The following is an 18,739-nucleotide window of genomic DNA, read 5'->3' as shown; positions in this document are numbered from 1 at the left end:
CGTGCCGCTCCGTCATATACCGAATTGCAGGCTTTCCAGCGAGGGCAGGATGAGTGACGGGCCATAATCCCTGTATTCGTCAGGCATGTCGGCGCGGTTGATCCAGACCGTGCGGAAACCGAATTTGGTGGCGCCGGCAATGTCGAAGCGGTTCGACGACTGGAACGAAACCGCGTGCGGATACAGCCGGTATTGCGTCGTCACCAGGTCGTAGACGGCCGGTGCCGTCTTGAAGGCCCTGACCGTATCGACCGAGAAGACGTCGTCGATGATGATGTCGAGGGCGGCATTCTTGACGGCCGACGCCAGCATGGCCGGCGAGCCGTTCGAGAGAATGGCGATGCGGGCGCCGCGCTCCTTCAGCCCCTTGAGCACGGCCGGGACCTCCGGATAGCAATCAAGGGCCCAATAGGCGTCGAGCAGTTGCTTCTTGAGTTTCGGATCGGCGGAGGGAAAGCGGGCGAAGGCGTAGTCGAGCGATTGCTCTGTCAGTTGCCAGAAATCGGCATAGGCGCCCATCAGCGAACGCACCCAGGAATATTCGAGCTGCTTGGCGCGCCAGAGCTCGGAGAAAGCCTGGCCATCCGGTCCCATTGCCTCGGCATGGCGCCGCACAGCCGCATGGACGTCGAAAAGCGTGCCATAGGCATCGAAGACATAGGCCGCATGAGACATTGAACTCTCCCGTCTTTACCATCGTCTGCGGCGCTCCCGATTGGTTGCAGCAGCGAAGGCTCTTGCGACGAAGAACGCGCCGCTTCTCCATTTGTTTTTAGGGGATCATGTCAAATTTTTGTGCGCCGCACAATGCGTCTTGCCCTCGCCGTGATTGCTCAGCCTTTCCAGCTCTTTGTCGGAAACCTGAGCGCCTGTTTGGCAAGCTTGCCCTTGAGCCCGAGCGCCGCGTCGCAAAGGCCGACCACGTGGCGGTTGGGCTTGGCCTCGGGCCGCAGCGCGTGCAGGGCGGCCGCCGCCTCTTCCGGTTCCATGTAGCGCGCCAGGATGCCGAGCGTCAGCGCGGTCGAGCGGCCGATGCCCCTGAGACAATGGACCAGCAGCTGCGCGTCCCGCGGCAGCCCGTCGATGAAGGCGAAAGTTGCCTCGACCGCCTGGGCGCGCGCCGCATCCGGCGCATCCGGGTCTGTTGCGTCGCCGAAATAGAGCTCCAGATGCCGCTCCGGCGGCAGTTCGATCATCGAAAGCAGGCGGGTTGCAGGCGCACGGATCGAGACGAGATGCGTCGGCGCCCAGTGCGCGCGATTGTGCCGCGCCTCGGTCTGCGAGCTCACGATCAGGCGCACCGGCCAGCCGCTCGGATGGGCCGCATTGGTGCCGAGAACGGGCCGGTAGAGTTCGCCTTCCGTGGCCTGGGCCGCAAGCGCCATGACGAGACCTCCCTGATTCGTCGTGCTCGCGATGAGGATAACAGTGCGTCGGCAGGATCGAAATCCCAGATCGGAAATCGGATGCCAGGACGTGAAGGGGTTTGCCCCTCTCCTCGGGTTTAACCCGAGGACTAGCCCTCTCCCCGTAAAAACGGGGAGAGGGGACCAGCGCCGGCGCGGCATATCCCTTCTCCCCGCGTGCGGGGAGAAGGTGCCGGCAGGCGGATGAGGGGCAGCGTCTGCCCACGAGAACTTCGCAACCGAGGCTATTGCAAGCCGACCGAGGCCCGCTAAAAAGGAGGGAAAGAGAGGGAATCGTCACCTTTGAAACTTTCGGTTGAGGACTTCATCGCGCGCTGGCAGAACCTCGAGGGCGGCCAGGAGCGCGCCAACTACGCGCTGTTCCTGACGGAGCTTTGCGACGTCCTCGACCTGCCGCATGCCGAGCCGGCCGGCGCCACCACCGAAACCAACGATTACGTCTTCGAGCGAGTGGTCAAGGAAGCGGGCAGGGACGGCCTCGCCTCCTTGAAGCGCATCGACCTCTACAAGCGCGACTGTTTTATCCTCGAGGCGAAGCAGAGCCGCCTTGCCGGCGAGAAGAAGCTGGCGGAGCCCGCCGACGCACCGACGTTGCCCGGCATCGCAACGGCACCCCGCGGCCGGCGCGGTGCGAGCCGCGCCTGGGACGTGCTGATGATGAATGCCCGCCAGCAGGCGGAGAACTACGTTCGCCTGCTGCCGGCTTCGCACGAGCCGCCGCCATTCGTAAGCGCCGCGTGATGGAGCCCTATCTCAACGCCAAGAAGCCGCTGTCTCTGGTGATGGCGATCCCCGACCACCCCTGGACGAAGGTGACGAGGGACAGCGCCGCCGTGCGCATCGCCATGACGGTCGCGGAGGCCGGCAAGCATGACGGGCTGTTGATGGAAGTGACGGCGGAGGAGGGGGTAGATACCGACAGTCCCGTGACCCTTTTTGACGAAACGCGCGGTAGGATCAATTCGGATTTGACGGTTGGCGTGGACTTAACAACTGTATCAGAATTGGTTGCAAATACGGGCATTGGCCACGACGGCGTAAAGCTTCACGGCGATGGATTTATTGTATCTCCGCAGTTGGCAGAACATTTAGGCCTCGGTCGTGTCGAAGGACTCGCGCAATTTATCCGACCGTACCGCAATGGACGCGATATCGCGCACCGATCGCGCGGAGAAATGGTAATCGACCTTTTTGGCCTCGATCAAGATCAGGTTCGTAGTCAATTTCCCAACGTATACCAGCATCTCCTCACCACGGTTAAGCCGATTCGTGACCAAAACAATCGCGCGTCATATCGGGACTATTGGTGGTTGTTTGGAGAACCACGGCGCGAAATGCGCCCGGCGCTCAAAGATATACGAAAATATATAGCAACGGTGGACACTGCCAGACATCGCGTCTTTCAGTTCTTGAGTATCGACATTGTTTGCGTGGATAAGATAGTGATTATAGCGTCCGACAATCCCTTTATCCTGGGAACGCTGAGTTCTCAGGTGCATGTCGCTTGGGCGCAGCGGGCAGGTGGCTGGCTAGGTGTGGGCAATGACTCCGTCTACACCAAGACCCGCACATTCGACCCCTTCCCATTCCCCGCCGCCACAGACGAGCAGCAAGTCGCGATCGGCGCCATCGCCGAGGAACTCGACGCCCATCGCAAGCGGGTGCTCGAGGCGCATCCGCATCTGACGCTGACCGGCCTCTACAATGTGCTGGAGCGCCTGAAAGCGGGCGCCAGGCCGGACGATCTCGACGACAAGGAGCGCCGCATCTTCGATGACGGGCTGGTGCTGATCCTGAAGGAGTTGCACGAAAGGCTCGATGTCGCCGTCGCTGAAGCCTATGGCTGGCCGGTCGACCTGCCGGAGGAGGAGGTTCTCGCTCGCCTCGTCGCGCTCAACACGGAGCGGGCGAAGGAGGAAAAGCGCGGCCTGGTTCGTTGGCTGAGGCCCGAATACCAGATCCCACGCTTCGGCTCGGAGAAGGAAAAGGCGAAACAACTGGAAGCCGATCTCGGCGGCGCCGCCGAAGTAGCAATTCCTGGCGCGAAACCAGCCTTTCCCTCGGGCGACGCGGAGCAGACGGCCTTCGTCCTCAACGCCCTCGTCGAAGCCGGCGCGGCGCTCAACGCCGCCGATATCGCCGCCCGCTTCAAGCAGGGCCAGAAGGTCCGCCCCGCCGTCACGAGCGTGCTGGCCTCGCTCTACCGCATCGGGCTCATCTCAACCGCCGACGGCGGCAAAACGTTTGCGTGGCGCCGGGCGGCGTGATGACGCCTGCGCCGCGTCAGCTGCACGGAAGCTAGAACCCCTCCCCAACCCCTCCCCACAAGGCGGAGGGACTTCCAGTGCCCGCCGCGCCCGACAGCCATTTGCCCAAGCCTTGCGCCTGCCGCTACGACCAAGAGGGCCGCAAGGGCGCGGCAGGTTAAGCCCCTCCCACCTGTGGGGAGGGGTTGGGGAGGGGTCTTCTGCGCCGCTCGGTCGTCAAAACCGCGTGATCACGCTGATGCCGAGATCGGTCGCGCTGTCCATCGCCGTCAGCGCCGGCACCGCTTCATCGAGCGAGATCTCGCGGCCGATCAGCCGCTTCGGGTCGAGCTTGCCGGCCACGATCATCGCCAGCATCGCGTCATAGCGCCAGGCCTGCATGCCGTGGCTGCCGTAGATTTCCAGCTCGTGGCCGATCACCTGGGCCATCGGGATTTCAGGCGTCGCGTGCTCCGCAAGCATGAGCCCGACCTGGACGTGGCGGCCGCGGCGGCGAAGGTTCCTGATCGAGTTGAAGCAGGTGGCGGGCGAGCCGAGCGCGTCGATCGAGACATGCGCGCCGCCTCCTGTGATCTCCCGGACGGCGCCGGCGACGTCGTCCGTTTGGCGCGTATTGATCGCGGCGACAGCGCCGAGCGTCCGCGCAAAGGCGAGCTTTTCCTCGGAAATGTCGATGGCGATCGGATTGGCGCCAAGTGCCGCGGCGATCATGATCGCCGAAAGACCCACGCCGCCGCAGCCATGCACCGCCACCCATTCGCCGCCCTCTACCCGGGCCTGGTCGGCGATCGCCCGGAAGGAGGTGGCAAAGCGGCAGCCTAGGCTGGCAGCCGTCGCAAAATCCATGCTCTCCGGCAGATGCACGAGGTTCTGGTCGGCAAAGTCGAGAGCCACATATTCGGCGAAGGAGCCCCAATGGGTGAAGCCCGGCTGGAACTGCGCCTCGCAGACCTGTTGGTTGCCGGAGCGGCATTCGCCGCAGCGACCGCAGCCGGAAACGAAGGGCACGGTCACCCGGTCGCCGACCTTGTAGCGGACGACGCCGCGCCCGGCGGCGGCGATCGTTCCCGCCAGTTCGTGCCCGGGCACGTGCGGCAGGCGGATGTCCGGGTCGTGCCCCATCCAGCCGTGCCAGTCGCTGCGGCAGAGCCCCGTCGCCTCGACCTTGATGACGACGCCGTTTTCGCTTGGGCTCGGATCGGGCAACGTCCGGATTTCCGGCGTTTTCTCGAAGGCATCGTAATACATCGCTTTCATCGGCGACCAGTCTCCATTGCTCTCTCACCCATTCTGGCACGGGGTCCGGTGCATGTCGCCCAAAAGTGTGCAGCGGTTTTTGGGACAACGACATGCACAAACAAAGGCCTAATGCGCGTCGCATGAATGCCACGCGCATTAGGCCGGCTCCAGAATGGACGCCATGACATTTTTTGATGTACCCATTCACCCCGATGCTGCTTTTTCCGGCTAAACCGGAAAGAACGCGAGGACGAGACGAGAGGAGGCGCCAATGGCCGTCGATACATCCCCACGATCCACCACCTGGACCTATGTCGACGGTGAATGGCTTTCCGGCAATCCGCCGCTGATCGGCCCGACGTCGCATGCGATGTGGCTCGGCTCGACGGTGTTCGACGGCGCCCGCTGGTTCGACGGCATCGCGCCGGACCTCGACCTGCATTGCCAGCGCGTCAATCGTTCGGCGGAGGCGCTCGGCCTGAAGCCCACCATGGCGGCCGAGGAGATCGAGGCTCTGACCTTCGAGGGCGTCAAGAAATTCGACGGCAAGACGGCGATCTATGTGAAGCCGATGTATTGGGGCGAGCACGGTTCGTGGAGCGTCGTGGCGGTCGACCCGGAGTCGACCCGCTTCGCCCTCTGCCTGTTCGAGGCGCCGATGGGCAACGCCCATGCCGGCTCGGCACTGACGCTTTCGCCCTTCCGCCGTCCGACGCTCGAATGCATGCCGACCGACGCCAAGGCCGGCTGCCTCTATCCCAACAATGCCCGCATCCTTCAGGAAGCGCGCTCGCGCGGCTTCGACAACGCGCTGGTGCGCGACATGCTCGGCAACATCGCCGAGACCGGATCTTCCAATGTCTTCATGGTCAGGGACGGCGTCGTCTTCACGCCGGCCGCCAACCGCACCTTCCTCGCCGGCATCACCCGCTCGCGCGTCATCGGCCTCTTGCGCGAGTCGGGTTTCGAGGTGGTCGAAACGACCCTGACGATGGCCGATTTCGAAGCGGCCGACGAGATCTTCACCACCGGCAACTATTCGAAGGTTCTGCCGGTGACCCGCCTCGACGATCGCGACCTGCAAGCCGGCCCGATCACCGCCAAGGCGCGCGATCTCTACATGGATTGGGCGCATTCGAGCGGGGACGTGTGAGACGCGGGGGTGTACCCTTTCGCCCCTCATCCCGCTGCCGCGACCTTCTCCCCGTTTTTTTAACGGGGAGAAGGGACCCGCCGCGTGCTCCCAGTCCCCTCTCCCCGTGCCTACGGGGAGAGGGTTAGGGTGAGGGGCAAATTTCAGCTTTCGACCGGACGGACGAGGACATCGGCGGAGGAGCGTGTGGTCGGTCCGTGATAGACCGCCTCGACATTGTTTCCGTCGGGGTCGAGGAGAAAAGCGGCATAGTAGCCGGGGTGATAGGGGCGCTCGCCGGGTGCGCCGTTGTCGGTGCCGCCGTTTGCGAGGCCCACATCGTAAAAGCGCTGCACTGCGTCGGGGCCCGAGGCCTGGAAGGCGAGGTGAACGCGACTCAGATAGTCATCCGCCTGATCGACGAAGAACTCGTCGAATGCAAAGAAAGCGTCGGTCTCGTAGGTGGGCCGATGGCCAAGGGCGCCAAGCACTGCCTGATAGAAGCGCTTGCTGACGGCGAGATTTTCGACACGCAGATGCACGTGGTCGATCAACCGTCCCTGATGGAATTCCATTCTTTCCTCCTGTGTCGAGGACGAAGTGAGTGGCTTAACTCCGTAAGGTAGGACAGGAATCCTGTGCGTCGACATTTCGCTTCAAGCGCGCATGGCGATCGCCGAATGAAAGTATTTTGCGCGGCTTAGGGAAATTTTGGCACCGCATCGGTTGCCTCCCGCAGAGCCGGTGCCTATGTTCCCGCTCACAGATTTCCGTCACGAAATCCAATGCCAAGAGGAGATGCCACAATGGCTTTCGAATTGCCGAACCTTCCCTATGACTACGATGCGCTCGCGCCCTATATGTCGCGCGAGACGCTCGAATACCATCACGACAAGCATCACCTCGCCTATGTGACGAACGGCAACAAGCTCGCCGAGGAAGCCGGTCTTTCCAATCTGTCCGTGGAAGAAATCGTCAAAAAGTCCTACGGCACCAACCAGCCGCTGTTCAACAATGCCGGCCAGCACTACAACCACATCCACTTCTGGAAGTGGATGAAGAAGGGCGGCGGCGGCACCAGCCTGCCGGGCAAGCTCGACGCCGCCGTCAAGTCCGATCTCGGCGGCTACGACAAGTTCCGCGCCGACTTCATCGCGGCCGGTACCGCCCAGTTCGGCTCCGGTTGGGCCTGGCTCTCGGTCAAGAACGGCAAGCTCGAAATCTCCAAGACCCCGAACGGCGAAAATCCGCTCGTGCACGGCGCCTCGCCGATCCTCGGCGTCGACGTCTGGGAGCATTCCTACTACATCGACTACCGCAACGCCCGCCCGAAATACCTCGAGGCTTTCGTCGATAATCTCATCAACTGGGATTACGTCCTCGAAATGTACGAGGCTGCGACGAAGTAACCGTTTGGTTTCTGGTCAGGAATCGGCCCGGCGCTTGCGTCGGGTCTTTTTTGTTTCGGGTTTGATTGGAGCAGTTGGTGGTTGTCGTGCACGTCGGTGAATTGCCCCTCACCCTAACCCTCTCCCCGTTTTGACGGGGAGAGGGGACTGAGTGGATGCCGCGAGTCCCTTCGCCCCGCGTGCGGGGAGAAGGTGCCGGCAGGCGGATGAGGGGCAAGCCGTTACGCGTCCCTCGCCTCGAGCGCCCGCCCGGCATTTGCCCTCCACCCTGCCATCCACACCTGTCTCAGCGTCTCGCCCTCTCCGCGGAAGTAAGCCCCGACCGGCTCGCAGTGCTCCACACGGTCGGCGCGGAAGTTGCGGATATCCTGGCGCAATTCGCACCAGGCCACCATCATCGCATGTTCCGAATAGTAGATCAGTGCCAGCGGCCGCACGGTGCGTTCCGTTGCCCGCCCGAACTCGTCGCGATAGTCGAGCGCGAGCTTTTGCTCATCGCGGATTGCGCGGCGGATCATCGCGAGGTCGACCGCGGGCGGCGGGGCGGCGACCGTGCCCCAGGCGTGCAGCGCCTGCGACTGGAAAACCTGGCGCAGCGGCTCCGGGACGGCGCCGGTGATCTTACGGCTGACCCGCTGGGCCGCGGACTTCAGCTCCTCGTCGCCGGTGCGTGCCAGCAGCGCCAGCGCCAACACGATCGCTTCCGTTTCCTCGATCGAAAACATCAGCGGCGGCAGGTCGAAGCCGGGTCTCAGGATATAGCCAAGGCCACGCTCGCCTTCGATCGGCACGCGCATCGCCTGCAGGGCGACGATATCGCGATAGATCGAGCGCGTCGTCACCTCGAGCTTCTCGGCAATCTCGGCGGCGGTGACCGGCCGCCGGGCGAGCCGCAATATCTGGATGATCTCGAAAAGCCGAGCCGCCTTGCGCATGGCAAAAACCCCCACCAACTCGAAGCCTCCTGACAGAACCCTGTCAGTTGGAGAGAGCTATAGCATGTGCCAACGGATTGAAAAATTGGCGATCCGGCCCCGCAACTCATGCAAAACTCGATGAGCAACTGACATGACCTACGCAGAAAACCTCTGGCTCTTCTTCACGCTCCTTTTCGGCATCATCGTTGTCCCGGGCATGGACATGGTCTGCGTGCTGGCCAATGCGGTAACGGGGGGACGCAGCACCGGGCTCGCCGCGACGGCCGGCATCATGGCGGGCGGCGTGCTGCACACGCTCTATGCCGCGCTCGGCGTCAGCGTCGTGCTGCATCTGGTGCCGGAGCTCTTCAACGTGCTCCTCGTCGCCGGGGCCGCCTACATCGCCTGGATCGGCTTCTCGCTGCTGCGCAGCTCCATTACCATCGGGGGTGTCGAGGAGGGGGCGAGGCTCTCACGCCGGGCAAGCTTCCGGCAGGGAGCCTTGACGAGCCTGATGAACCCGAAGGCCTATCTCTTCATGCTCGCCGTCTATCCGCAGTTCCTGAAGCCGCAGTTCGGTCCCGTCTGGTCGCAGGCCGCGGTGATGGCGCTGATGATCGCCGTGACGCAGCTTGCCGTCTATGGCGGTCTGGCGCTTGCAGCCGGCCGCGGCCGCGACCTTATTGTCGGCAGCCCCGGTGCCACGGCGGCGATCGGCAAGGCAGCCGGTCTTCTGCTCGTCGTGATCGCGGTCTTGACCGTGTGGCAGGGCTGGAGCGGTGCGCACTGAGATCGCATTTTTCGCGTTGTGGAGAGCGAATTCTGCTGAAATGACAAGCACATCAAGAAAATGTTACTTCCGTCGAAAAGCCAAAATGCCATCATGCCGGCGCCTTCAACAGGAAGCCGCGCGAGCGGGTTCGAATGACCGGAGACCATGATGAAGATACGAGCTTTTATGCTTGCGGCCGTCCTCGCAGGCCTGGGTGTGACCGCTGTCACCGCTGCCGATGAACCTCAGGCGGTCCGCCAGCAGCTGATGAAGAAGGTTGGCCAAGCCACCGGCGCGCTGAGCGGTATCGCCAAGGGCGAAAAGCCCTATGACGCGGAAATCGTGAAGGCGTCGCTCTCGACGATCAGCGAAACGGTCAAGATGTTCCCCAGTCATTTCCCCGCCGGCTCTGAAACCGGCATGGAGACGGAAGCGAGCCCGAAGATCTGGCAAAACATGGATGACTTCGAGGCGAAGGCTGCCAAACTTGGCAGCGATGCCGACAAGTTCCTCGCCCAACTCCCTTCCGATCAGGCCGGCGTTGGCGCCGCACTGGGCGTCCTTGGCAAGGACTGCGGCAGCTGTCACGAGAGCTATCGTTTGAAGAAAGAGTAGCGGCAGGCCGTTGGTTCTTCCTTCGATGCGCCGGTTCGCCCGGCGCATTCTTTTCTGCAAGTGAGGAAAGGCGATGGGGCGGCGCGCAACAAGGCTTTTGTCCGGTCTGGTTCTGCTGACCGTGGTCGGCGCCGGCGCGTTCTGGTGGCTGACGAAGCCTGCCCCTTGGGATGCCACGCATTGGGAGGGGCTGGGCGAGCCGGACCTCGCCGATGGCGAGCGGGTCTTCTGGGCCGGCGGCTGCACCAGCTGCCACGCGGCGCCCGGCGCCAAGGACGACGCCCGGCTGGTGCTCGCCGGTGGCCGGCCGCTGAAGAGCCCCTTCGGGACATTCTACCCTCCGAACATTTCGCCGGACGAGACCGCCGGGACCGGCAGCTGGACGCTCGCCGAGTTCGGCAACGCCATGACGCGCGGGGTAGGAAAGAACGGCGAACACCTCTATCCGTCCTTTCCCTACGGCTCCTATGCGCGGATGACCGTCAAGGACATCAACGATCTCTGGGGCTATATGCGAACCTTGCCGAAGAGCGCCAATGTGGCGCCGCCGCATGATCTGCCGTTCCCCTACAATATCCGCCTGGCGCTGGGCGGCTGGAAGCTCCTGTACCTCACGGATGCGCCGCGGGTTGACGTCAATGCCGCGGACGCGAAGCTCGCGCGCGGGCAGTATCTCGTCGAAGGCCCCGGCCATTGCGGCGAGTGCCACACGCCGCGCAACGCACTCGGCGGGTTCGAAGCTGACCGGTGGCTGGCCGGCGCGCCCAATCCGGAAGGCGAGGGGCGGATTCCCGACATCACCCCGGGGTCCAAGAGCATCGGCAGCTGGAGCGCGTCGGATATCGTCTCCTACCTCGAGACGGGTTTCACACCCGACTTCGATTCCGTCGGCGGTTCGATGGTCGAGGTGCAGAAGAACATGGCAAAGCTGCCCGCATCCGAGCGCGAGGCGATTGCCGCCTATTTGAAGGCGCTGCCTCCGTCATAAACGATCGCCGCGTCCGCTCAGCCGAGCTTCTGCATATAGCGCATTCCGGTCACCGGCCGCGGCACGAAACGCTCCGACTCATAGAAACGATGCGCCTGGAAATTGCCGGTGGCGGCGCTGACCGCCAGGTATTCGCAGCCGGCCATCCTTGCCTGTTCGCGCGCCTTGGCGACGAGGTGGCGGCCAATGCCCGTGCCGCGATGGGCGGGGCGCACGAAGAGATGATGCAGTTCCATGCCGCGCGCGCCTTCGGCCGCCCGGTACTGGGGAACCAGGATCGCGTAGCCGATCAGCTGGCCGCCGGCCTCCGCGACGAGCGCTGTGATCCACGGGGCGCGGCCGAAGAGGTCGCGTTCGAGCTGTTCCGACGTGAGCGGGGCGGCATCGCCGTGGTGGGCGGCAAGCTCGACGACCATCTCGCGCAGTTCGGGAAGATCGCGCGGCTTGGCACAGCGGATCGTCACCATCGGCGCTCTGACGGACGCAAGGTGGTGGAGGTTGGGGGTGGCAGTCTGCAGCATTCTCGGCTCCTATGGTTTTACCGCCATCAGGTGCCGTGAAAAACAAAAGCCGCCTGATGGCGGCCTTGTTGAATATGATCAGCAGGCCGCTCCTATCGGAACAGCCAAAAATACGCGCGGCAAATGGGTGCGTTCTTGATCATGCGCGTAGATTGTTCATTTCCGCGAAATTGTCAACGGGATTGTGGAACCCTGCCTCAGTGCTCGCTGTCGCACAACGAATGATCGGCAAGCGCGCGGATGACGTAACAGTCACCGATCGTGTGATCGCCGTGGCACGCGACGATGCGCTCCAGTTCGTGCTCCAGCTTCCTAAGGCGAGCGATCTTCTCCCGCACGGAAGCGAGATGTCCGCTCGCAATGCGATCCGCCTCGCCGCAGGGCCGTTCCGGATGTTCGCTCAGCGCCAGGAGGTCGCGGATCGCCTCGATCGACAGCCCCAGGTCGCGCGCATGGCGAATGAAGGCAAGCCGCTCGAGCTGACGTTTCTCGTAGCGCCTCTGGTTGCCCTCCGAACGTTCCGGCGCCGCGATCAGCCCCATTTGCTCGTAATAGCGGATCGTCGGGATTTTGACGCCGGTTCGCCGCGAGAGGTCGCCGATCGAATACATGCGCGCTCCATAGCTATAGTTTCTGGAGCTATATGGGGACCGCTCCCGCTGGACACAAGGCCGTCGCATTCCCGCTTGCCTGCCAAAGGAGCGCCATTGCCGTCAGTCGTGAAGTCAAGGCAGCGTGTAGGCGATGACATAGTCGCCGGGTTTGGTACCGACCGAGCCGTGCCCGCCTGCGACCATCAGCAGATACTGCCTGTCGCCGACCATGTAGGTCATCGGTGTCGCCTGGCCGCCGGCCGGAAGCCGCGCCTCCCAAAGCTGGTCGCCGGTGGTGAGGTCATAGGCCCGCAGGAAATTGTCGACCGTGGCGCCGAGAAAGGCGACGCCGCCCTTGGTGATGATCGGTCCGCCGATACCCGGAACGCCGAGCTTGAAGGGAAGGGGCAGCGGCGTCATGTCGTAGACGGTGCCGTTCTTGTGCTTGTAAGCGATCCGGCCGGTCCTGAGATCGGCGCCCGCGACATAACCCCAGGGCGGCGCCTGGCAGGGAATCCGCAAGGGACCGAGGAACGGACCCATGAAGACGCCGTAGGGCGCCCCTTCGTTGCGGTTCAGCCCTTGCTCGCTGCCCTTCTCGCCTTCGCCCTTGGGAGGAATCTGGTCGCGCGGGACGAGGCGCGAGGTAAAGGCCAGGTAGGTGGGCATTCCGAACATCACCTGGCGCTCCGGATCGACGGCGACCGAGCCCCAGTTGAAGGCGCCGAAGTTGCCGGGATAGACGAGCGTTCCTTCGAGCGAGGGAGGCGTATAGCGGCCTTCATATTTCAAGGAGAGAAACTCGATCCGGCAGGCGAGTTGGTCGAACATGGTAATCCCCCACATGTCGCGCTCCGTGAGCGGCGGCGGCATGAAGGTGAGGCCGGAGACCGGCTGGGTCGGAGCGGTGAAATCCTCCGCGATCGCACCGCCGGGGGCAGGCACTTCCTCGACCGGAATGATCGGTTCTCCGCTTCGCCGGTCGAGCACATAGACATCGCCCTGCTTGGTCGGGCCGACGAGCGCCGGCACGACGCTTCCGTCGTCCCTGGTGATGTCGAGCAGGACCGGCTGCGCCGGCACATCCATGTCCCAGAGGTCGTGGTGTACCGTCTGCCTGACCCAACGCACCGCCCCCGTATTGATGTCGAGCGCGACGATCGAGGAGGAATATTTCTCCACATGCTCGCTGCGTCCCATGCCGAGCTGGTCGGGCACCTGGTTGCCGAGCGGGATATAGATAAGTCCGAGGCTTTCGTCGACGGAGGAGACGGACCAGCTGTTCGGCGAATTGGTCGTGTAGAACTCGCCGGACGGCAGCGGCGCAGTCTGCTCTGGATTGCCGCTGTCCCAGTTCCAGACGAGCGCCCCAGAATTGATGTCGAAAGCGCGGATGACGCCGGACTGTTCCTGCGTCGAATAGTTGTCGTTGACGGCGCCGCCGACAATGATCTTGCCGGCGACGGCGACGGGTGGCGATGTCGAATAGTAATAGCCGGCGGGATTGTACCGCATGCCCTGTTCGAGGTGCAGAACGCCCTGGTCGGCAAAGCCGGTGCAGACCGTGCCGTTTGCGGCATCGAGCGCGATCAGGCGGGCGTCCGAGGTTGGCAGGTAGATGCGCTCGGCACACGGGCTGCCGGCAGCCGCCGTCGGATCGGCCCAATAGGTGACACCTCGGCATGTCTGGTGCTGACGGTCCGGGTTCAGCCCGGAGTTCGAGTCATACCTCCATTTCTCCTTGCCGCTCGCAGCATCAAGCGCGATAGCCCAATTGTGCGGTGTGCAGAGATAGAGGGTGTCCTTCACTTTCAAGGGCGTCACCTGATAGGTGGTCTCGGCGACATCATCCGGCAGTTTCACATCCCCGGTCTGGTACTGCCACGCGACCTTGAGCGTCGCGACGTTTTCACGGTGGATCTGGACGAGCGGCGAATAGCGCTGGCCGAAGAGCGTGCGGCCGTAGTGGTGCCATTCGCCGTGCGGCACGTTGCCGCCGAGATTGGCGTCTGCCGCGACGATGTCAGTCGGCAAGTCGCCGCGAATGCCGTGGATGTCCTGTGTCATCGCATAGAGCGCGACGCCGATCGCGATCAGGCTGGCAAGCGCGAGCGGCCAGACGCCGGCGCTGTATCGTTCGCCCGAGGGGCTGACGAAACCGAGCGGCCGCCTGATCCACGGTGTTAACAGCCAGAGGCCCAGCAGAATGATCACGCCGCCGCGCGGGGCAAGCTGCCACCAGTCGAACCCCACCTCCCAGATGGCCCAGCCGAGCGAGCCGAGGACGATCAGCGTATAAACCCAGATAGCCGCCGCGCTCCTGCGATAGAGCAGCAATGCCGCGAGCAGGAAGCTCAAGCCGGCGATGAGGTAGTATGGACTGCCGCCAAGCAGGACGAGCGCCGTCCCTCCGGCACTGAGCGCGAGACCGATCAGTGCGAAGAGAAGGGCCGTCGGTACAATGAGCATGAATTCCAACTCCCCGAGTTGAAAGACGATGCGGCCGCAAGGCTAAGCGCCGCGCGGGCCGCAACAGAACGAAAGGAGGAAGAATGCGTGCGATTTCCGCTTCCGGCCTCCGTCTCAACCTATACGCATCGAGCGGCGGCATTCAGCGCGCCGATTGCGAAGGTAACGCGATGCACGTGCCTTTCAATGGCGCTCACGACTGCCCCGCGCGTCTTTTCGGACGCGCGGGGGGCCTCGGTAGCGCTTTGATTTGCTGGATTTTTTGCCTCCAGACCCGGTTTGGATCGAAGGAAGCCGAAGAGCGCCCCGGTTCGTCAGGTGCCGCAGAAGGTTTGCAGCACCTCTTCGCCGGGCTGCGGCGGTGCGGCATAGGCGGCATGTCCGGGTTGCTCCTCGTAAGGCTTCGAGGTCACGTCGAGAAGCGCCTCGAATAGCGAGAAATCGGCATTTTCGGTCGCTGCTTCGATCGCCTGCTCGACGCGGTGATTGCGTGGAATGAAGGCCGGATTGACGGCGCGCATGTCTGACGCGCGTTCCGCCGGCTGGCGCGCTTCGCGTTCGAGCCGGCGGCGCCAGTCCTCGAGCCAGGGCGACAACGACTCGGGTGCGTGGAAGAGCTTGGCAAGCTCGGCATCGGCGCCAGCGTCTTCCGCCGACGCAGCAAGCCTTCGGAAGGTGAGGGTGAAATCCGCGTTGCCCTTGTGCATCAGCGCCAGCAGCGCCTGCACCAGCTCCAGGTCCCCGTCTTCCGCGGTCGAGAGCCCGATCTTGTTGCGCATACCCTCGAGCCAATGGTTCTGAAAGATCGTACCGTATTCGCCGAGCACATCGTTGGCGAGGTTCACGGCCACGTCGGCGGTCGGGTCGAAGAGCGTCACGAGCGTCTCGGCGAGGCGGGCGAGGTTCCACTGGCCGATGGCCGGCTGGTTGGCATAGGCGTAGCGGCCGAACTGATCGATCGAGCTGAAGACCTTCTTCGGATCGTAGACGTCCATGAAGGCGCAGGGTCCGAAGTCGATCGTCTCGCCGGAAACGGTCATGTTGTCGGTGTTCATCACGCCGTGAATGAAGCCGATGTGCAGCCAGCGTGCGATCAGCGCCGCCTGCCGCGCCGCCACCGCCTTGAGGAGGCCGAGATAGGGGTTCTCGTCGCCTTTCAGTTCCGGATAGTGGCGGTCGATCACGTAGTCGGCCAGCCTCCTGACCGCGTCCATGTCGCCGCGTGCGGCGAAGAACTGGAACGTTCCGACGCGGATATGGCTGGCTGCGACCCGGGTAAAGACGGCCCCTGGGAGGATCTGTTCGCGATAGACGGGCTGGCCGGTCACCGTAGCGGCAAGCGCGCGGGTGGTCGGCACACCAAGGGCATGCATCGCCTCGCTGACGATATATTCGCGCAACACCGGCCCGAGCGCTGCCCGCCCGTCGCCGCGGCGCGAATAGGGGGTCTGGCCGGATCCCTTGAGCTGGATGTCGCGGCGTTTGCCATTGCGGTCGATCACTTCGCCAAGCAGGATGGCGCGGCCGTCGCCGAGTTGCGGGACAAAGGTGCCGAACTGGTGCCCGGCATAGGCCATGGCGAGTGGCTCCGCCCCCGCCGGAACCGCATTGCCCGAGAAGATCGCCGCGCCACCGCGTTCGAGCGCCGCGATATCGAGGCACAACTCTTCTGCGAGCGGCCGGTTGAGCTTGATCAGCCAAGGCTCCGCCACGGGCGTCGGCTCGACCCGGGCGTAGAAATTCGCAGGCAATCGCGCATAGCTGTTGTCGAAGGGAAACGGGGCGGTCGCCGAGCCCGATTGCGGCGGTACGTAATTCATCATACTCCAGCGGCCCTGCTTAACTAAGTAACCGGCCGCCCTTTCCCGACAAGTCTACACGAGCGGTCCACTTTTCGCGAGGGTCGGGATCCTCCCGCCACAATGGCGGGAGGATTTTGCGTGATCAGGCACTCAGCGCTTCCGGTAGCAGGCAGGCCTCGCAGATTGCCGCGATATGGCGGTGATCGGTGCCGCAGCAGCCGCCGAGGACGCGCAAATGCGGCATGCGGCCGGTGAGCGAACGATAGCGCCGCGCGAGATCGTTGATGTCGCCTATGTCCAAAGTTTCGCTTTCGTCGAGTTCGGCGTGGCTCTTCGTCGAGGCGTTGGCGCGAATGCCCCCGATCCGCCGCACCCAGGCCTGGCGCTGATCCAGGCTGCTCTCGAAATGGCTCGGATGGGCGCAGTTGACCATGTAGTAGTGCGGATAGCCCTCGGTTTCCGCGTCCACCGTTTCCACGGCCTCCTGGAGGGAGCGACCCGTCACGAGCCGCCCGTCGGTCTCGACGGTGAAAGAGATGGCGCAGGGCATCCCGTGCTTCTTCGCCGCTCGTGTCACGCCGATAGCTTCGTCGACATTCGTCATGGTCACCGCCGTCACCATGTCGGCTTCGCTGCCGGCAAAGGCGGCGACCTGGGTCACGTGGTAGTCCTCTGCTTCTGCCGCGTCCATCACGCCGGCCTTGTAGCCGTCGCCGCGCGGACCGATAACGCCGTTGAACACGATCGGCACCTGAGGCCGCTCGTACTGCGCGCGCAGTTCTGTCAGCAGATAGACCGCGTCGCGATTGACCTGATCCAGGGCTTCGGCGTCGTAACCGAGTTTCTTGCCCCAATCGGCATTGGCGCGCCATGTGGCCGTATCGAGAACAAAGCCGGTATCGTGGCATCGGGCGATTTCCAGATAGCGCGTGTAATAGTGGAGGAGCTGCCTGCGGCCCTCCATCGAGGACAGCAGAACGAAGGACGCGAAATGCGGCAGATCGGCTCCCTCGTGGAAGATCACGGCAGTCTCCATGCCGCCGTCGCTGAGGAAAATGCCTCCCCGCAGAAGTGGCAGGTCGTGTCGGTACTTGGCGCGTTCGTGTTCCATCGTTCCCTCCTGTTCCTACTGCATGTCTCCATAAACCGACCTCGCTTCAAGGAGACACGCAGCAATTCAAGTGCTACGGCGACCTTTGGCGTCTTATAAGACGCGCGGCGCTGTAGAGGACGCTCCGGCGCGAGATCGGAAGAAGTTCTGCCGATTTATCATCTGCTAAACTAGCCGGCTTGCGGTACACTATGGCGCAATAATCCGCATACCGATGTTACATCAGGAACTTGCCGTAGGATTTAGGCGACCGGCGAATGGCCCGCCGCTGATTTCCGAACGGAAAACTTTACCGGCGGTACAGGAGTGTACCATGCGAAAGGGCGAGGAGACGCGTGCGAAGATCCTGGATGCAGCCGAAGCCGCGATGCTGGCGAAGGGCTTTGGGGCCACTTCGATCGACGAACTGATCGTCGAGACCGGCATTACCAAGAGCGGGTTCTTCTATCATTTTCGCGATAAGAACGAGCTCGCCAAGGCGCTGCTCGAGCGTTACATCGAGAATGACGAGCGCATTTATGACGAGATTTTCGGCCGAGCACACGAACTCGCCGACGACCCGCTGCAGGCGTTCCTGATTGGTCTGAAGCTGCTTTCAGAATTGCTCTCCGACCTGCCGAACGGGCATCCAGGATGTCTGGTCGCCACGATGTGTACCCAGGAGCGCGCCTTCGACCGGGAAATCCAGGAGATGAACCGCCAGGCGGCTCTGATGTGGCGCCGGCGTTTCGGCGCCATGTTCCGCGAGATCATGCAAGTCTACCGGCCGCGCGAACCGCTGGATGCAGACCAACTTGCAGATATGGTCTCGACCGTCCTCGAGGGCGGCATCGTTCTTTCGAAAGCGCTGAAGGAGCCGAAGAGCCTGCCCGATCAGCTCCTCGTCTTCCGCAGTTTCGTGCGGCTGCTGTTCCAGCCCGCCGTCCAGCCGTGATGCCGATCAGGCACCTTCGTCTTCCATGGCCGCCGCCAGTTCCGCAAGCTTGCGCACGGTGTTGAGATTTCGTGCCGTGCCGGGTTTGAGCGCCGGCAGCTTGAGCTTCGACCGGCCGGATCCATTCGGATAGTGGATATAGATCTCCCGCCCGTCGATCTTCACTTCCTCTCCATCCGGCGCGACCAGCTTGTCGAGCGCGTCCGCGGCGGGCGGCTCCGGCAGGAATGCGATGAGCAGGAAGTTCGGCTTGGCATCCGCAAACGGCACCTTTGCCGCCACCGCCTCGAGTTCACGCCGGCTGCGCAGCAGCACGCCCGGCGCCTTGCCCATCCGTTCCGCCAGCGCCGCCTCGAGTCTGCGCTGAACCTCGGATCCTGCAAGTTCGGAGCGGATCAGCACGTTGCCGCTCTGGATGTAGGTCTTGACGTCGGCAAAGCCGAGACCCTCGCAGATGGCCTTCAGCTCCGCCATGGAAAGCGTGCCGGTACCGCCGACGTTCACCGCCCTCAGCAGCGCGACATGGACCGGCATGGCGCATCT

At 63.4% G+C, this 18,739-nt stretch carries 19 protein-coding genes; 8 read left to right on the top strand and 11 right to left on the bottom strand.

Annotation, left to right across the window (positions count from 1 at the left end):
* Window positions 1–12 precede the first annotated feature (12 nt).
* Both AU381_RS07255 and AU381_RS07250 read right to left on the bottom strand, forming a co-directional pair.
* Window positions 13–675: a haloacid dehalogenase type II gene (locus tag AU381_RS07255; protein ID WP_064241077.1), complete on the bottom strand. Its 663-nt coding sequence runs from the start codon at window positions 673–675 to the stop codon at window positions 13–15.
* 158 nt (window positions 676–833) lie between these two features.
* On the bottom strand, window positions 834–1,385 hold the full coding sequence (locus tag AU381_RS07250; protein WP_064241076.1) for a hypothetical protein: 552 nt from the start codon (window positions 1,383–1,385) through the stop codon (window positions 834–836).
* A gap of 324 nt (window positions 1,386–1,709) precedes the next feature.
* Between AU381_RS07250 and AU381_RS07245 the strand changes: the two genes are divergently transcribed.
* Complete coding sequence (locus AU381_RS07245) at window positions 1,710–2,168, top strand: type IIL restriction-modification enzyme MmeI (RefSeq protein ID WP_064241075.1); 459 nt, start codon at window positions 1,710–1,712, stop codon at window positions 2,166–2,168.
* Window positions 2,168–3,694: a type IIL restriction-modification enzyme MmeI gene (locus tag AU381_RS29580; protein ID WP_156528558.1), complete on the top strand. Its 1,527-nt coding sequence runs from the start codon at window positions 2,168–2,170 to the stop codon at window positions 3,692–3,694. Before AU381_RS07245 ends, AU381_RS29580 begins: the two co-directional genes overlap by 1 nt.
* A 216-nt stretch (window positions 3,695–3,910) precedes the next feature.
* Here the strand turns inward: AU381_RS29580 and AU381_RS07235 are convergent, their stop codons facing one another.
* On the bottom strand, window positions 3,911–4,951 hold the full coding sequence (locus tag AU381_RS07235) for a zinc-dependent alcohol dehydrogenase family protein (RefSeq protein WP_064241073.1): 1,041 nt from the start codon (window positions 4,949–4,951) through the stop codon (window positions 3,911–3,913).
* Between the two features lie 253 nt (window positions 4,952–5,204).
* Here AU381_RS07235 and AU381_RS07230 point away from each other — a divergent pair, with 253 nt between their 5' ends.
* Window positions 5,205–6,086, top strand: a complete 882-nt coding sequence (locus AU381_RS07230; protein ID WP_064241072.1) for a branched-chain amino acid aminotransferase — start codon at window positions 5,205–5,207, stop codon at window positions 6,084–6,086.
* 143 nt (window positions 6,087–6,229) lie between these two features.
* On the opposite strand, the gene AU381_RS07225 is transcribed toward AU381_RS07230, so the two are convergent.
* Window positions 6,230–6,640, bottom strand: coding sequence for a VOC family protein (locus AU381_RS07225; protein ID WP_064241071.1), 411 nt, complete (start codon window positions 6,638–6,640; stop codon window positions 6,230–6,232).
* A gap of 231 nt (window positions 6,641–6,871) precedes the next feature.
* Between AU381_RS07225 and AU381_RS07220 the strand changes: the two genes are divergently transcribed.
* Complete coding sequence (locus AU381_RS07220) at window positions 6,872–7,474, top strand: superoxide dismutase (protein WP_064241070.1); 603 nt, start codon at window positions 6,872–6,874, stop codon at window positions 7,472–7,474.
* 221 nt (window positions 7,475–7,695) lie between these two features.
* Here AU381_RS07220 and AU381_RS07215 read toward each other — a convergent pair whose 3' ends face one another.
* The gene (locus AU381_RS07215) at window positions 7,696–8,409 is read right to left on the bottom strand and encodes a helix-turn-helix transcriptional regulator (RefSeq protein ID WP_064241069.1); all 714 of its coding nucleotides are present in this window, start codon (window positions 8,407–8,409) and stop codon (window positions 7,696–7,698) included.
* Between the two features lie 133 nt (window positions 8,410–8,542).
* On the opposite strand from AU381_RS07215, the gene AU381_RS07210 reads away from it, so the two are divergent.
* The 3 genes from AU381_RS07210 to AU381_RS07200 all read left to right on the top strand — a co-directional run bounded on the left by AU381_RS07210 (window position 8,543) and on the right by AU381_RS07200 (window position 10,766).
* Window positions 8,543–9,181: a LysE family translocator gene (locus tag AU381_RS07210; RefSeq protein WP_064241068.1), complete on the top strand. Its 639-nt coding sequence runs from the start codon at window positions 8,543–8,545 to the stop codon at window positions 9,179–9,181.
* Window positions 9,182–9,331: 150 nt separating this feature from the next.
* Complete coding sequence (locus tag AU381_RS07205) at window positions 9,332–9,778, top strand: c-type cytochrome (RefSeq protein ID WP_064241067.1); 447 nt, start codon at window positions 9,332–9,334, stop codon at window positions 9,776–9,778.
* 73 nt (window positions 9,779–9,851) lie between these two features.
* Entirely contained in the window at window positions 9,852–10,766 is a 915-nt protein-coding gene (locus AU381_RS07200) for a c-type cytochrome (RefSeq protein ID WP_064241066.1), read from the top strand.
* A 17-nt stretch (window positions 10,767–10,783) separates the two neighbouring features.
* Here AU381_RS07200 and AU381_RS07195 read toward each other — a convergent pair whose 3' ends face one another.
* The 5 genes from AU381_RS07195 to AU381_RS07175 form a co-directional block, all read right to left on the bottom strand.
* The gene (locus tag AU381_RS07195) at window positions 10,784–11,287 is read right to left on the bottom strand and encodes a GNAT family N-acetyltransferase (RefSeq protein ID WP_064241065.1); all 504 of its coding nucleotides are present in this window, start codon (window positions 11,285–11,287) and stop codon (window positions 10,784–10,786) included.
* 197 nt (window positions 11,288–11,484) lie between these two features.
* On the bottom strand, window positions 11,485–11,898 hold the full coding sequence (locus tag AU381_RS07190) for a MerR family transcriptional regulator (RefSeq protein WP_064241064.1): 414 nt from the start codon (window positions 11,896–11,898) through the stop codon (window positions 11,485–11,487).
* 114 nt (window positions 11,899–12,012) lie between these two features.
* Entirely contained in the window at window positions 12,013–14,349 is a 2,337-nt protein-coding gene (locus AU381_RS07185) for a glucose/quinate/shikimate family membrane-bound PQQ-dependent dehydrogenase (protein WP_064241063.1), read from the bottom strand.
* Window positions 14,350–14,663: 314 nt separating this feature from the next.
* A complete protein-coding gene (locus tag AU381_RS07180) occupies window positions 14,664–16,169 on the bottom strand; it encodes a protein adenylyltransferase SelO (protein WP_064241062.1) in 1,506 nt (501 codons plus the stop codon).
* A 124-nt stretch (window positions 16,170–16,293) separates the two neighbouring features.
* Window positions 16,294–17,262, bottom strand: a complete 969-nt coding sequence (locus tag AU381_RS07175) for a homocysteine S-methyltransferase family protein (RefSeq protein ID WP_064241061.1) — start codon at window positions 17,260–17,262, stop codon at window positions 16,294–16,296.
* 313 nt (window positions 17,263–17,575) lie between these two features.
* Here AU381_RS07175 and AU381_RS07170 point away from each other — a divergent pair, with 313 nt between their 5' ends.
* The gene (locus tag AU381_RS07170) at window positions 17,576–18,196 is read left to right on the top strand and encodes a TetR/AcrR family transcriptional regulator (RefSeq protein WP_064241060.1); all 621 of its coding nucleotides are present in this window, start codon (window positions 17,576–17,578) and stop codon (window positions 18,194–18,196) included.
* A gap of 6 nt (window positions 18,197–18,202) precedes the next feature.
* Here AU381_RS07170 and AU381_RS07165 read toward each other — a convergent pair whose 3' ends face one another.
* On the bottom strand, window positions 18,203–18,730 hold the full coding sequence (locus tag AU381_RS07165; protein WP_064241059.1) for a DUF1697 domain-containing protein: 528 nt from the start codon (window positions 18,728–18,730) through the stop codon (window positions 18,203–18,205).
* Window positions 18,731–18,739 lie beyond the last annotated feature (9 nt).

This window comes from Sinorhizobium glycinis (assembly GCF_001651865.1).
In the GTDB taxonomy this organism is placed as follows: Bacteria; Pseudomonadota; Alphaproteobacteria; order Rhizobiales; family Rhizobiaceae; genus Sinorhizobium; species Sinorhizobium glycinis.
Note: the sequence above shows the minus strand (reverse complement) of the source record. Positions and strands in the feature narration are given on the sequence as shown.

What these genes read in the sequence shown, in the direction of transcription:
- AU381_RS07255 (WP_064241077.1), bottom strand. Translation starts at nt 675, where the DNA reads ATGTCTCATGCGGCCTATGTCTTCGATGCCTATGGCACGCTTTTCGAC.
- AU381_RS07250 (WP_064241076.1), bottom strand. Translation starts at nt 1,385, where the DNA reads ATGGCGCTTGCGGCCCAGGCCACGGAAGGCGAACTCTACCGGCCCGTT.
- AU381_RS29580 (WP_156528558.1), top strand. Translation starts at nt 2,168, where the DNA reads ATGGAGCCCTATCTCAACGCCAAGAAGCCGCTGTCTCTGGTGATGGCG.
- AU381_RS07235 (WP_064241073.1), bottom strand. Translation starts at nt 4,951, where the DNA reads ATGAAAGCGATGTATTACGATGCCTTCGAGAAAACGCCGGAAATCCGG.
- AU381_RS07230 (WP_064241072.1), top strand. Translation starts at nt 5,205, where the DNA reads ATGGCCGTCGATACATCCCCACGATCCACCACCTGGACCTATGTCGAC.
- AU381_RS07225 (WP_064241071.1), bottom strand. Translation starts at nt 6,640, where the DNA reads ATGGAATTCCATCAGGGACGGTTGATCGACCACGTGCATCTGCGTGTC.
- AU381_RS07220 (WP_064241070.1), top strand. Translation starts at nt 6,872, where the DNA reads ATGGCTTTCGAATTGCCGAACCTTCCCTATGACTACGATGCGCTCGCG.
- AU381_RS07215 (WP_064241069.1), bottom strand. Translation starts at nt 8,409, where the DNA reads ATGCGCAAGGCGGCTCGGCTTTTCGAGATCATCCAGATATTGCGGCTC.
- AU381_RS07210 (WP_064241068.1), top strand. Translation starts at nt 8,543, where the DNA reads ATGACCTACGCAGAAAACCTCTGGCTCTTCTTCACGCTCCTTTTCGGC.
- AU381_RS07205 (WP_064241067.1), top strand. Translation starts at nt 9,332, where the DNA reads ATGAAGATACGAGCTTTTATGCTTGCGGCCGTCCTCGCAGGCCTGGGT.
- AU381_RS07200 (WP_064241066.1), top strand. Translation starts at nt 9,852, where the DNA reads ATGGGGCGGCGCGCAACAAGGCTTTTGTCCGGTCTGGTTCTGCTGACC.
- AU381_RS07195 (WP_064241065.1), bottom strand. Translation starts at nt 11,287, where the DNA reads ATGCTGCAGACTGCCACCCCCAACCTCCACCACCTTGCGTCCGTCAGA.
- AU381_RS07190 (WP_064241064.1), bottom strand. Translation starts at nt 11,898, where the DNA reads ATGTATTCGATCGGCGACCTCTCGCGGCGAACCGGCGTCAAAATCCCG.
- AU381_RS07185 (WP_064241063.1), bottom strand. Translation starts at nt 14,349, where the DNA reads ATGCTCATTGTACCGACGGCCCTTCTCTTCGCACTGATCGGTCTCGCG.
- AU381_RS07180 (WP_064241062.1), bottom strand. Translation starts at nt 16,169, where the DNA reads ATGAATTACGTACCGCCGCAATCGGGCTCGGCGACCGCCCCGTTTCCC.
- AU381_RS07175 (WP_064241061.1), bottom strand. Translation starts at nt 17,262, where the DNA reads ATGGAACACGAACGCGCCAAGTACCGACACGACCTGCCACTTCTGCGG.
- AU381_RS07170 (WP_064241060.1), top strand. Translation starts at nt 17,576, where the DNA reads ATGCGAAAGGGCGAGGAGACGCGTGCGAAGATCCTGGATGCAGCCGAA.
- AU381_RS07165 (WP_064241059.1), bottom strand. Translation starts at nt 18,730, where the DNA reads ATGCCGGTCCATGTCGCGCTGCTGAGGGCGGTGAACGTCGGCGGTACC.